Genomic DNA, 13,430 nt, shown 5'->3' on the forward strand with positions numbered 1-13,430 from the left:
GAATGACGAGGGTATGCTCCCAGATTCGCGACAGGGGGCCGCGATGACAGGCGCGAACTACATCGACAACGATCATGCACTGCCGGTCATCCGGGGCTATCGCCTGCTCCGGGTGTTGAACCGTGGCGGGATGTCCACGGTCTACCTGGCCGAGCAGATCGCTCCCTCGCGCGAAGTCGCGATCAAGGTGATGGCGGGCACCGCGTTGTCGGACGAAGTCAGCCGGCGCCGGTTCGAAAACGAGGTGCGCACCATCGCGCGGCTCGAACACCCGCACGTGGTACGCATCCACGAACTGGGCCGGACCGCCGACGGGCTGCCCTACTACACGATGCCCTACCTGGCCCGCGGTCACCTGGGCCAGCGCGACTTCCGGCGCGAAGACGGCCGGGCCGACGAGCCGCGCATCATCGCCACGGTACGGACGTTGCTGTCTGCACTGGAATACGCCCACGGTCGCGGGGTCGTGCATCGCGACGTCAAGGCGGAAAACGTCCTGTTTGGCGATACCGAGCAGCCCTTGCTGGCCGACTTCGGCATCGCCCTGCGGCGTGGCTTCGGCCCGCGGGTGACCGCGACCGGACTGGCCGTTGGCAGCACCGCCTACATGGCCCCCGAGCAGGCCCGCGGCGAGGATGTGGACGGACGCGCCGACCTCTACAGCCTGGGCGTCCTGGCCTGGGAGATGCTGACCGGCCACCTGCCCTACGAGGCGGGCGACGCGCTGGCGATGGCGGTGATGCACGCGCAGAACCCGATCCCCAGACTTCCGGCGCACCTGCGCCATTGGCAGCGTTTCATGAACCGCGCGCTGGCCAAGCAGCCGACCCAGCGTTTCCAGGACACCGCGCAGATGCTGGCGATGCTCGCCCAGGTTGAACGCCGCGGTCGCTGGCCCCGGATCACGACGGGGCGCGACCGCGTCCTGCGTACGGCCGCGCGCGTCCCCGGGCGTGTCTGGCTGGTGGCTGCCGTGGTGGCCGCACTCGCGATCGGCCTGCCGCTGGCAGGCAAGGACAAAGCGGCCGAGGATGCCGAGCACGCCGCAGAGATCCTGGCGGAGGAAGCGCGCCGCGAGGACCCCATCCCGGCCATGCTGCAGCCGTTGCCCGAAGCGCCGCTGCAGATCGCCCTGGACAGGGCGCGCCAGCAGATCGCGCAGAACCGCCTCACCACGCCGGCCGAAGACAACGCGTTTTCCAGCCTCATGAACGCCTGGGCCAGCAACCCGGACGATCCGGCGGTGCTGGAACTGATCGATACCCTGACCACCGCGCTGGGAGAGTCGGCAGTCGCCAACCTGCGCGCCGGGCGGGACGAGCAGGCAGGAGGGCAGATCGAACGCATCCGACTGCTGGGGACGGAAACCTCAAGCCTGGAGTCGCCGGCCCAGCGACGCCTGGACTCCGCCATCGAGAAGATCCTGGAAGCGCGCATTGCCAAGGCGGCCGGGCGCACCGACAGCAGCGCGGCGATCGCGGCGGCGGCACTGGCAGAACCGTTCGGCTTGGCGCCGGAGACCGTTCGCAGGCTGCAGGCCCGCGCCGCCGCGGTTCCCACCGGATCCACGCCGCGAAGCGCCGCCGGTGCCGTGGTGGCACTGGCGACCAAGCCGGTCAGCCGCGACGAGTACGCCGCCTTCGCCGATGCCACCGCGCGCAAGCCGGCCTTGTGCCGCGAGCGCTCGTCCCTGCTGCGGATGCTGGCGCCGCGCGACTGGCGCGGACCCGGCTTCGACCAGGACGGATCCGATCCGGTGCTGTGCGTATCGCTCGCCGACGCGCAGGCCTACGCGGAATGGCTGAGCCAGCAGACCGGCCGCAGTTACCGCCTGCCCACGGCGGTCGAATCGCGATCCATCGCCCCGCAGATCAGCGGACGCGAGGTTGCCCTGTGGCAACTCGACTGCGGCGAGGGCTGCCGCGAGCGCGCCGTGCTGGGCGGTTCTTGGCGCAAGCAGGAGGCTAGGCGAATGCTGGATGCAGGACGTGGCTACGACGACGTGGGCTTCCGGTTGCTGCGCGATCCCTGAATCCCGCGGGCGATTTCCGGCACGTGGGGGCGCGGTGCGCCGTCTACAATCGCCGCATGCGCACACCTACCCTGCAACGACTGTTTCTTACCGGGCTGCTGACCCTGCTGCCCTTGTGGCTGACCCTGATCGTGGTCAAGTTTGTTTTTGCCCTGTTGTCGGATATCAGCCGACCGATCACGGGGCCGATCCTGCAGCGCATCGCCAGCGTGGACCCGCAGGCCCTGGGCTGGCTGACCGACTCCTGGGTGCAGACCCTGCTCGCGCTGGTGGCCACCTTGCTGCTGATCCTGTTCACCGGGGCGATGTCGCGCCGGGTGTTCGGGCAACAGTTGCTGCGCTGGATCGAGACGCTGATCGGCCGCGTACCCTTTGCCAGCACCATCTACGGCAGCGCGCGGCAGTTGCTGAACATCCTGCAGACCAAGCCCGGTGGCACGCAGCGGGTGGTGCTGATCGACTTTCCGCATGACCAGATGAAATCGGTCGGCTTCGTGACCCGGGTGCTGCGCGAGGAAGGGACCGGTCGGGAGCTGGCCGCGGTATATGTGCCGACAACGCCCAACCCGACCTCGGGTTATCTGGAAATCGTGCCAATCGAGAAGCTGACGCCCACCGACTGGAGCGTCGACCAGGCGATGGGCTTCATCATCTCGGGAGGCGCGATCTCCCCGGACACCATCCCCTTCTCCGCGCCGCGCACCGCCGCGCCGGCGCCGGCGCCGGCATCCGGCCCGGCACCGTCACCGACCGCGGAGCCCTCGCCCGGCCGCGCCTGACTTCCTGGAGACCCGACCATGCGCCCGTCCACGCCTGCCACCCTGCTCGCCCTCGCGCTCGCCGCGGCGATGGCCGGCTGCTCCCCCAACACGGCCACCGGCAGCGCCGAGACGGATTCCATCGCCGGCATCCAGTCGGTCAGCGACAAGCCGGAGCACCTGGACCGCCTGTATGCGCTGTACTGGGAGGAGACACTCAAGCGCAATCCGCTGGCCGCGACCTACCAGGGCGACAACCGCTACAACGACCAGCTGCCGAACTTCCTGTCGCGCGAGTACCGCGACACCAGCCGCGCATTCACCACCGAGTGGCTGGAAAAGATCGAATCCCTCGGCCCTGACGGCCTGGAAGGCCAGGACCTGCTGAGTTGGCAGATCTTCGTGCGCGATGCGCGCGACGAGCTGGCGAGCCAGCGGTTCCCCGCGTGGATGCAGCCGGTCAACCAGTTCTACAACATCGCCTCCACCTTCGTGCAGCTCGGCTCGGGCACCGGCGCGCAGCCCTTCAAGACGGTGCAGGACTACGACAACTGGCGCGAGCGTGCCAGCAACGTGCCGGTGCTGTTCAACCAGGCGATCGCCAACATGGGCGAAGGCATTGAGGCCGGGGTCGTGCAGCCGCGTGCGCTGATGGAAAAGGTGCTGCCGCAGCTGGATGCGCTGATCAGGGAGGACCCGCGGCAGACGCTGTTCTGGAAGCCGGTGGCGGACATGCCGGAAAGTTTTTCCGACGCCGACCGCAAGCGCATCGAGGACGAGTACGCAACGCTGATCGCGACCGTCCTGATGCCTGCCTACCAGCACCTGCGCGACTACATCGCCAACGATTACCTGCCCCACACGCGCGCCTCGGCCGGCATGGCCGACCTGCCCAACGGTCAGGACTGGTACGCCTTCCGCGTGCACCAGTCGACGACCACCGATCTTTCGCCGGCGCAGATCCACCAGATCGGCCTCGACGAGGTCGCGCGCATCCACGAACGCATGCAAGAGGTCATGGACCAGGTGGGATTCAAGGGCACGCTGCAGGAATTCTTCGTCTTCATGCAGACCGACCCGCGCTTCGAGTTCGCCAGCGAGGACGAGCTGCTCGCGTTCTATCGGGGCCTGGAAGCCAAGGTCAACGCGAAAGTGCCCGAGCTGTTCTCGCTGGTGCCCAGGTCGCCGTTCGAGATCCGCCCGGTGGAGGCGTTCCGCGCGCAGTCGGCGGCCGGCGGTTCCTACATGACTCCCAGCGAGGACGGCAGCCGGCCGGGCATCTTCTACGTCAACACCTACGACTTGCCGACCCGGAAGACCTGGGACGCGGAGGACCTGTTCCTGCACGAGGCGATTCCCGGCCACCACTTCCAGCTGGCGCTGCAGCAGGAGCTGACCGGCCTGCCGGCGTTCCGCCGCTTTGGCGGACAGACGGCCTACATCGAGGGCTGGGGCCTGTACGCCGAGTCGCTGGGCCGCGAGCTGGGAGTGTATGAGGACCCCTACGACTATTTCGGCTACCTGCAGAACGAGCTGTGGCGGGCGATCCGGCTGGTGGTGGATACCGGCCTGCACAGCAAGGGCTGGACGCGCGATCAGGTGATCGACTACATGCTCGAGAACTCCGCGGAAAGCCGCACGCAGGCCGTCGCCGAAGCGGAGCGTTACATGGCGATCCCCGGCCAGGCACTGGCCTACAAGATCGGCGAGCTGAAGATCCGGGAACTTCGCAGGCGCGCTGAACAGGCACTGGGCGACAAATTCGACATCCGCCAGTTCCACGCCGAGGTGCTCAAGGACGGGTCGGTCCCGCTGGACGTGCTGGAGGACAAGATCGACCGCTGGATCGCAGCCAGCCAATAGCCAGCCGTGCAAATTGCGAACGGCCCGGAATTTTCCGGGCCGTTCTGCGTTATGCCTGTCCCGCGGAAGGAGCTCCGCGGGAGTTTCTACTGATCAGGCACTGGAGCCGTCGCGGAACGAGCCACGGCCACCGCGGGCGCCTGGACCGGCCGAGCGCTGGCGCGGCGCGCCTGCATGGGCATGCCGCGGCGCTGCCGCGTGCGGACGTGCGGCCGCGCGCGGGCTGTTGTTGCGCGGCGGACGGCCGGCACCGGCGTTGTTGCGCGGGTTCGGGATGGCCACGTCCAGGCGTATCGGGCGGCTGGGCTCGTAACCCGGCACGACCACCATCTCCACGTCCTTCTTCAGCACGTGCTGGATCTGGCGCAAGAGGCCACCCTCGTCGTGGGAGACCAGCGACAGCGCCTCACCGGTGGAACCGTTGCGGCCGGTACGGCCGATCCGGTGCACGTAGTCCTCGGCCACCATCGGCAGGTCGAAGTTGATCACCAGCGGCAGGTCGGGGATGTCCAGGCCGCGGGCCGCCACGTCGGTCGCCACGAGCACGCGGGCACGGTTGCCCTTGAAGTCGCGCAGGGCTTTCTGGCGCTGCGCCTGGCTCTTGTTGCCATGGATGGCCACCGAGCGCAGGCCGGCGGCCTCGAGCTGTTCGGCCAGACGGTTGCAGCCGTGCTTGGTGCGACCAAACACCAGCACCTGGTCGCCGGGGCGCTTGGCGATGATGTCGATCAGCAGGTCGCGCTTGCGGCCGCTGTCCACCGGGTGGGCACGGTGGGTGATCGTGTTGGCGATCGCGTTGTTGGTGGCGACCTGGACCTGCTTGGGATCGCGCATGAACTGCAGCGCAAGCTGCTTGAGTTGGGATTCGAACGTCGCCGAGAACAGCAGCGTCTGGCGCTCGGCCGGAAGGCGGCCGAGGATGCGCTTGATCGCCGGCAGGAAGCCCATGTCGAGCATGCGGTCGGCCTCATCCAGCACCAGCACCTCGATCTCGTCGAGCTTCACGGTACCGCGCTCGATGTGGTCGATCAGGCGGCCGGGCGTGGCGACGATCACGTCGACGCCGCGGCGCAGGTTCTCGACCTGCGGGCCCATGCCGGCGCCACCGAAGAGCGTGCAGAAGTTCATCCGCAGGTGCTTCGCATAGCTGCGCAGGCTGTCGTTGACCTGCACGGCCAGCTCGCGGGTCGGCACCAGGATCAGGGCGCGCGGCTTGCGCGAACCGTTGGGGCCGGTCTGCTTGGACAGGCGGTTGAGGAGCGGCAGGCCGAACGCGGCAGTCTTGCCGGTGCCGGTCTGGGCGCCGCCGAGCAGGTCGTTGCCGGCCATGATCAACGGAATGGCCTGGACCTGGATCGGGGTCGGGCTGGTGTAGCCCTGTTCGGCAAGCGCGCGCAGCAAGGCAGGCGCAAGGCCGAGGTTTTCAAAAGACATGTTGTAGCTCCGAATATAGAGAACCGCACAGAGGTGCGGTAAAGACCCGGAGCGTTCCCTGTAACCGCGCTGCGAGTATTGGTGGTGACGGCACCGGATGCTCCGGGCCGTGTCGGCGCGACGAAAGACGTGCGGGATATTCGCACCGGACCACGCCTTTGGGCGGGGGGTCTTGGCCGACTGGCCAACCCGTGCGAGGGCATACCTGGGAAACGTGACCCTTGCGGGCAGGCAGCCGTGCGCTGAACAGGCGAATCTTACGGGAAATAAGCCACGCGCGCCAGCGATGCCCATGGTCCGTTCATACACGCCGCGACGGCTCAAGCCGCATCCGCGAACCGGACGGAATATCGTCCGGTTCGCGGGCGGATGTCAGTGCATCGCAACCTGCGTCGTTCCAGCACAACCGGCTATAGCGAAACCCGCTTGCGGTTGTCACCCGAGACCCGGTCGATCAGCTTGTTGTACGGATCGAAACCGGCCTCGTACGGCGCCTCCTCCACCATCACGGTCAACGTCGGCGCGTCCTCGGTGATGTGGTGGCGCTGCAGGTACAGCACCTTCTCGTCGGCTTCCTTGCCGGACGGGCCACGCGCGAACACGCCGACCTCGATCCAGTCGTCCAGTGGCGCCGCAGTCTCCTCGCCCTTGCCGTCGGCGTAGCGCTTGGCCGCGTGCAGCTTCAGGGTCACTTCGTACTTGCCGTCGTCGCGCTTGTGCGCGGCCACCGATTCGACCCGGTTGTCGTAGAACGTGATGTTCTCGAACAGGTCGGTGATCAGTTGCTGGTTTTGCGGCCCGGCCTCGGCGCGGATGTACTCCAGCAACTCGGCCGAGGTGGTGAATGGCGCGTGCTGGTAGCCCTTGTCGAGGACGAACTTGGACAAGGCGCGGTTGAGCGCGTCCTCGCCCATTTCCTCGCGCAGCCGGTAGAACACCAGCGAGCCCTTGCGGTAATGGATGTAGGGCTGGTTCTCGACCCGGTACAGCGGCAGTTCCTCGATCAGCTCGCCGCCGCGGCTGGACAGGTAGCGGTCCAGTTCGTACTTGAGGAAGCGACGCATCTTGTCGCGTCCGTACTCGTGCTCCATCACCATCAGCGCGGAGTATTGCGCCAGCGATTCGCTGAGCATGGTGGCGCCCTGCACGTTCGCGCCGATTACCTGGTGCGCCCACCACTGGTGCGCGATCTCGTGCGCGGTGACGTAGAACACGTAATCGATCGCCTCCTCGTCGCGCAGGTCGGCGATGAAGCCGATCGACTCGGAGTACGGGATGGTGCCGGCGAACGCCTGGGCGAAACTGCTATACCCGGGAAACTCGAGGATGCGCACCTGCTGGTGCTGGTACGGGCTGAAGTTGGCCTCGTAATAGGCCAGTGACTTCTGCACCGATTCGATCATGCGATCAACGTTGTACGGATGCTTGGCGTCGTAATACACCTCGATCGGAATCTCGTCCGGTGTGCCGGTCTTGTAGGCGCCCTTCTTGACCTGCCAGCGCGCCGACAGGGTCGCGTGGAAGTTCAGCATCGGCCGCTGCATGGCGTAATCGAAGCAACGCCGGCCATCGTGCAGATACTCCTTCTGCAGCAGGCCCGGGGCGAGCGCGATCTGGTCCGGCGCCGTGCACACCGTGGTCTTGAAGGCGACCCAGTCGGCGTCATCGCCGATGTAGGTGTTGGCCCGCGCGGCCTCGTCCTCCAGCTTGGCCATGCGCGGCAATTCGGGCATGCCACGCTTGCGGCGCTCGTTGCGGTCGGCGATCTGGAAGCCTTCGTTGTAACCAAAAGCGGGCAACATCTGCGAGTTGATGAAGCTGCCGTTCTCCACCAGTTCGGTCGCTGCCGTCTCGTTGCCGAAACCCTCCTGTCCGAACTCGACATCGAAACTCAATTCGCGCTGCTCGCCCGGCTGCATCGGCTCGGCCAGACGGTAGATGCGGTAATTGACCGGCTCGTCGTTGCTGACCAGTTCCGCCTCGCCGAAGTCCAGCGCGTGCAGCTGCGTGTACGGATACAGCTGGATATGGATGTCGTTGATGGCCGTCGCGTGCGGATTGCTGATGGTGTAGTTGCCACGGATGCGCACGCGCTGGTCTTCAGGGCGCAAATCCACCTGCGTGCTGACCGCGCTGATGCGTGGTTGCGGCAAACCCTGGTACTGGCGGCACTGCTCCTCGTAACGCTGCTGGCGATCCTTGACGGCATCGCCGGCGACGTATTCGTTGCGCACGTTGGTGTTCCAGAAGATGAAGCCGCCCAACAACGCGAACAGCCCCAGACTCGCCACCAGAGCGATACCGTGGCCACCCGTCAGCCGCTGTCCCGCCAGCTTGAAGCGCTCACGCCGGCTGGGTGATACCCCACGCACCCAGAACGCTGCCGCGACCAGCAACAACGCCAGCAGGCACACGCCCCAGTACGTCTGGAACCACAGCCGCGCGGGCAGGAAATGGCCGTAGCCGTTCATGTCCGAATACGGCGCAGTCGGCGCGCTGCCGTAGTTGTAGAGGTTGTGGTCGAAGTCGAGGTAGCCCAGCGTGCCCTGCACCACCAGCCAGGCGATCAGCAGGCCGTAGCCGATGAACTTGTTGTTGCTCAGCACCTGCAGCACCAGCGCAAGGCCGGCAATCAACACGAACGGAATCGAATCCAGCAGCGACGCCTTGAGATACAACGCAGGCTCCAGCGCGGTGAATCCCTTGCCCAGCTGCATCCCCATCGCGGCCAGTGCGCCGACGGCCTGGAACACCAGCACCACCAGCACCAGCGCCGCCATCTTCGCCGCCAGCGGCACCCAATTGGGCACCGGCAACGCGTCGGTCACCTCGTCGATCTTTGCGCCGCGCTCCTTCCACACCAGCTCGCCGGCGTAGAACATCACGATGATCAGCAGCATGAACGTGAAGCTGCCCTGCAGGGCCTGCAGCATCAGCGACGTGACCGGGTAGACCTTGGTGCCGAACATGCTCTGGACGACGCTGGCACTGCCGCTGAAGTTGGCCACCGCCAGCGCCAGCATGATCAGGAACGGCACGCTCTTGAACACACCGATGCTGTCGAACCGCCACTGGCGCAGGAACTGCCGCCACGCCACCGATCCGCCGGTGGCCGGCGCCACGCGCGGCGCGATCATCGAGCTGGGGCGCGGGGTCACCGCAGCCGCCGGCGCGGTAGCGCCACGACGGGCACGACGCGCGGACCATCCCGCAAACCAGCCTTTGCCGGTCCCCGTCCGCTGCGGTTTGAACAGCGCAAACGTCGCCGCCACCAGCCCCAGTGCAATCGCCACCCACAGGGCGCGGTTGGCAAGCAGGTAACCGGTCACCGCCGGCAACTGGGTGTTGTTCTCCGCCGCCGACCAGTAGCGGACGATGCGGCGGAACGCGGTGATGCCGAACGGATCGAGCAGCGTGGCCAGCCAGACGTTGTCCAGATCGGCCGTGAGCCGGCCCGACATCACGTACAGCACGAAGAATCCGATCACGCCCAGGTACACCGCCAGCAGGCTGCGCGTGGTCACCGCCAACAGCGCCAGCAACGCGCCGGTGAACAGCAGGTTCGGCAACACCAGCACGCCGAAACCCCACAGGTACGGCGCCAGCGAGAACGCGCCCAGACGTTCGGGATCGACCCACGGCATCAGCGGACCGAACATCAAACCCAGCGCGACCATCAGGTAGACCACGCAGCACGCCACCAGCGCAGCGGCAAACCGGCCGATCAGGAAATCGCGCTTGCGCATCGGACTGGAGAAGAACAGGTCGGCGGTGCCCAGCTCGAAATCGCGCAGCAGTGCGCCGCTGATGAAACTGACGATCACCAGCAGGCCGAGCACGGTGAACACGCCGAGGAAAGTGATGATCACCGTCGGTGCGTTGCGGTGGACATTGCCGACCGCGCTGCCGATCTGGATCGCATCGCTGCTGGCCGCACCGAACGCGAACAGGCCGAACATCAACGCCATCAGCCACAGCAACGGCGCGCGCAACTGCTGCTTCAGCTCGAAGCGGAAGAATTCAAGAATCATGTCGTGACCCCGCTCAAGCCGCTTCGACGCTGGCGGGCTGCGCGGCCTGTCGTGCCTGCTCCCGCAGACGCTGGAAGTAGACGTCCTCCAGATCCGGCGCGACCTGTTCGAAACCTTCGTCCGGGCGCTCACTGGCGAACACGTGGATCACCGGATTCCCCGCCACCAGCCGGGTCGACAGCACGGTGTGGTGGCTCTCGTAACCGGCCAAGGTCGCCTTGGTCACCTGCTTGCGCCACACCTGGTTGCGCAGCGCCTCGATCGCTGCGTTCGGCTCGCCGGTCAGCAGCACCTGGCCCTTGTTCATGATCGCCATCGTCGGGCACAGGTCGGTCACGTCCTCGACGATGTGGGTGGACAGGATCACCGCGACGTTCTCGCCGATTTCCGCCAGCAGGTTGAGGAAGCGGTTGCGCTCCTCCGGGTCCAGACCAGCGGTAGGCTCGTCGACGATCACCAGCCGCGGGCTGCCGAGCAGCGCCTGGGCGATGCCGAAGCGCTGGCGCATGCCACCCGAGTAGGTGCCCAGCTTGCGTTTGCGCGCATCCCACAGATTGACCTGTTGCAGCAGGCCATCGACCACTTCACGGCGCTGCTTGCGCGCGGTCAGGCCCTTGAGCACCGCGAAGTGCTCCAGCAGATCCTCCGCGCTGACCTTCGGGTACACGCCAAAATCCTGCGGCAGGTAGCCGAGCTGCCGGCGCACCGTGTCCTTGTCGCGCAGCACGTCGATCGGCTGGCCATCCTCGCCCTGCAATACCACGCTGCCGCTGTCGGCCTCCTGCAAGGTCGCCAGCGTGCGCATCAGCGAGGACTTGCCGGCGCCGTTGGGACCGAGCAGGCCGAACATCCCGCGCGGGATGTCCAGGCTGATGTTGTCGAGCGCGCGCACGCCGTTGGCGTAGGTCTTGCCGAGATCACGGATGGTGAGCATGGATTTCCCCTGGGGTGGCCGGACCGGGGCGGTCGGGCCGAAATGAGCGGCTTCACGATCCTAAACGTGGAACGAACCGCCAGCATGGGCAAAACGTCACCCGTGACGCAATGCCCGGAATGCAATGCCGATGACGCCATGCCCGTGACCATGGGCACGCCCGGCGGGCGGCGCACCCCTTTGTGGGCAGGCTTCCACTTGCCAACGCCCCGTCCGGGGCCACCGTTCCTTTCACCCGACCGCCCGGAGTCCACGTGATCCTCAAGCAATCCAAATTCCTGCTACTCCCGCTCGCCGTCACCCTCGCACTCGCCGGTTGCGGTGGTTCGGATACCCATCAGCCGACCAGCAATGGCGATGCCGCCGCGCTGACCCTCGACGAGTCCAAGCTGCTGCCGGTCAACCGCTTCTCGAAGGATGACATCGACCCCAACGTGGACGCCTGCGTGGCATTCAACGACCACGTCAACGGCACCTGGCTGGCGGCGAACGACATCCCCGGCGACCGCACCTCGTGGGGCTCGTTTGAAGTGCTGACCGAGCGCTCCACCGAAATCCAGCGCCAGCTGGCCGAGCAGGCTGCGGCGATGAATGCCGACAACGGCGTGGAGAAGATCGTCGGCGACCTGTGGGCTACCGGCATGGACGAGGCCGCGATCAACGCCCAGGGCATCGCGCCGATCCAGCCGCAACTGGACGCGATCGCTGCGATCGACAGCCCGGAAGCGCTCGCCGACTACCTGCACCAGAGCGCCGCAACCGGCGACAACGTGCTGTTCCGCTTCTACGCCGGCCCCGACTTCAAGGACTCGGCGATGAACATCGCCTACGCCAGCCAGGGCGGGCTCGGCCTGCCGGACAAGAGCTACTACTTCGAGGACGCCTACCAGGACAAGCTCGCCGCCTATCAGGCGCATGTCGCCAAGGTGCTGGAGCTGTCCGGTGTGGATGCGGCAAAGGCCGCCGAGCAGGCCGGCCAGGTGGTCGCCTTCGAGACCCGTCTGGCAGATGCGTCCAAGTCCCGCGTGGAAATGTCGCGCGATGCGGAGCTGCGCTACAACCCGGTGTCGCTGGCCGATGCCGAGAAGGTCGCCCCGGCGTTCGGCTGGTCGAAGTTCTTCGACGCCCAGGGCGTGGCCGCGCCGGAGATGTTCTCGCTGGCGATTCCGGCGTTCCACGCAGAGGTCGGCAAGATGATTGCCGAGGTGCCCGTCGACGAGTGGCAGGCCTACCTGAGCTTCCGCACCGTCGACCGCGCGGCACCGTACCTCTCGGATGATTTCGTGCAGCAGGACTACGACTTCTACGCCAAAACCCTGCGCGGGCAGAAGGAACTGAGGGAGCGCGGCAAGCGCGTGCTGGACACCATCGGCGGCCACACCGGCGAGGCGCTGGGCCAGATGTACGTCGACGTTGCCTTCCCGGCCGAATCCAAGGCGCAAATGGAAAAGCTGGTCGACAACCTGCGCGCATCACTGAAGACGCGTCTGGAGAACCTCGCCTGGATGGGCGAGGACACCAAGAAGAAGGCACTGGAGAAGTGGGCCAGCTTCACCCCGAAGATCGGCTATCCGGACCAGTGGCGTGACTGGAGCGGCCTGGACACCAGTCGCGACAGTTACATCGCCAACGTGCATGCCGCCAACGAGTTCAACTACAAGTGGAACGTCGGCAAGATCGGCCGGCCCGTGGACCGCAGCGAATGGGGCATGAGCCCGCAGACGGTCAACGCCTACTACCGCTCCAGCGCCAACGAGATCGTTTTCCCGGCCGCGATCCTGCAGCCGCCGTTCTTCGATCCCGACGCATCCGATGAGTTGAACTACGGCGGTATCGGCGCGGTGATCGGCCACGAGATGATCCATGGCTACGACGATCAGGGCAGCCGCTTCGGGCCGACCGGCAACTTCGAGAACTGGTGGACCGAAGAGGACGCCGCCGGCTTCAAGAAGCTCACCGACCAGTTGATCGCCCAGTTCAACGGCTACGAGGCCGCGCCCGGCCAGTACGTCAACGGCAAGCTCACCCTGGGCGAGAACATCGCCGACCTGGGTGGACTGGCAGTGGCCCTGGACGCCATGCATGCGGCCACCGCGGACACCCCGGACCCGATGACCGACGGCATGAGTCGCGACCAGCGCTTCTTCGCGAACTGGGCGACCGTCTGGCGTCGCAACTTCACCAGCGAGGAGCTCAACGTGCGTCTGGCCACCGACTCACACGCCCCGGCCAACTTCCGCGCCATGGCCGCCCCGTCCAACATGCCGTCGTTTGCGGCGGCCTATTCGTGCACGCCCGGCCAGCCGATGGTGCGCGACGGCGACGATCGGATCGTGATCTGGTGAGCCGCTGATCCAGGCCCGGGCCACCATGGCCCG

At 66.6% G+C, this 13,430-nt stretch carries 6 protein-coding genes and 1 pseudogene; 4 read left to right on the top strand and 3 right to left on the bottom strand.

Annotated elements, in window-relative coordinates; genetic code table 11:
* The first annotated feature begins 43 nt into the window (after positions 1 to 43).
* From INQ41_RS08700 to INQ41_RS08710, 3 genes and pseudogenes are all read left to right on the top strand, one after another.
* Complete coding sequence (locus INQ41_RS08700; protein WP_193983703.1) at positions 44 to 2,032, top strand: bifunctional serine/threonine-protein kinase/formylglycine-generating enzyme family protein; 1,989 nt, start codon at positions 44 to 46, stop codon at positions 2,030 to 2,032.
* Positions 2,033 to 2,088: 56 nt separating this feature from the next.
* Positions 2,089 to 2,739, top strand: a pseudogene (locus INQ41_RS08705) (DUF502 domain-containing protein); the annotation flags it as partial.
* A gap of 90 nt (positions 2,740 to 2,829) precedes the next feature.
* Positions 2,830 to 4,653: a DUF885 domain-containing protein gene (locus tag INQ41_RS08710; protein WP_193983707.1), complete on the top strand. Its 1,824-nt coding sequence runs from the start codon at positions 2,830 to 2,832 to the stop codon at positions 4,651 to 4,653.
* A 93-nt stretch (positions 4,654 to 4,746) separates the two neighbouring features.
* Here the strand turns inward: INQ41_RS08710 and INQ41_RS08715 are convergent, their stop codons facing one another.
* The 3 genes from INQ41_RS08715 to INQ41_RS08725 form a co-directional block, all read right to left on the bottom strand.
* Positions 4,747 to 6,087, bottom strand: a complete 1,341-nt coding sequence (locus INQ41_RS08715; protein WP_193983709.1) for a DEAD/DEAH box helicase — start codon at positions 6,085 to 6,087, stop codon at positions 4,747 to 4,749.
* 410 nt (positions 6,088 to 6,497) lie between these two features.
* Positions 6,498 to 10,118, bottom strand: coding sequence for an ABC transporter permease/M1 family aminopeptidase (locus INQ41_RS08720; protein WP_193983711.1), 3,621 nt, complete (start codon positions 10,116 to 10,118; stop codon positions 6,498 to 6,500).
* A 13-nt stretch (positions 10,119 to 10,131) separates the two neighbouring features.
* On the bottom strand, positions 10,132 to 11,052 hold the full coding sequence (locus INQ41_RS08725) for an ABC transporter ATP-binding protein (RefSeq protein WP_193983713.1): 921 nt from the start codon (positions 11,050 to 11,052) through the stop codon (positions 10,132 to 10,134).
* 278 nt (positions 11,053 to 11,330) lie between these two features.
* Here INQ41_RS08725 and INQ41_RS08730 point away from each other — a divergent pair, with 278 nt between their 5' ends.
* Positions 11,331 to 13,397 (top strand): M13 family metallopeptidase, encoded by a 2,067-nt coding sequence (locus INQ41_RS08730; RefSeq protein WP_193987299.1) that lies wholly within the window; start codon positions 11,331 to 11,333, stop codon positions 13,395 to 13,397.
* The last annotated feature ends 33 nt before the right edge of the window (positions 13,398 to 13,430 follow it).

The sequence above is a fragment of the Lysobacter ciconiae genome (genome assembly GCF_015209725.1).
GTDB lineage: Bacteria > Pseudomonadota > Gammaproteobacteria > Xanthomonadales > Xanthomonadaceae > Novilysobacter > Novilysobacter ciconiae.

Coding starts and splice junctions, on each gene's coding strand:
- INQ41_RS08700 (WP_193983703.1), top strand. CDS start 44: ATGACAGGCGCGAACTACATCGACAACGATCATGCACTGCCGGTCATC.
- INQ41_RS08725 (WP_193983713.1), bottom strand. CDS start 11,052: ATGCTCACCATCCGTGATCTCGGCAAGACCTACGCCAACGGCGTGCGC.
- INQ41_RS08710 (WP_193983707.1), top strand. CDS start 2,830: ATGCGCCCGTCCACGCCTGCCACCCTGCTCGCCCTCGCGCTCGCCGCG.
- INQ41_RS08720 (WP_193983711.1), bottom strand. CDS start 10,118: ATGATTCTTGAATTCTTCCGCTTCGAGCTGAAGCAGCAGTTGCGCGCG.
- INQ41_RS08715 (WP_193983709.1), bottom strand. CDS start 6,087: ATGTCTTTTGAAAACCTCGGCCTTGCGCCTGCCTTGCTGCGCGCGCTT.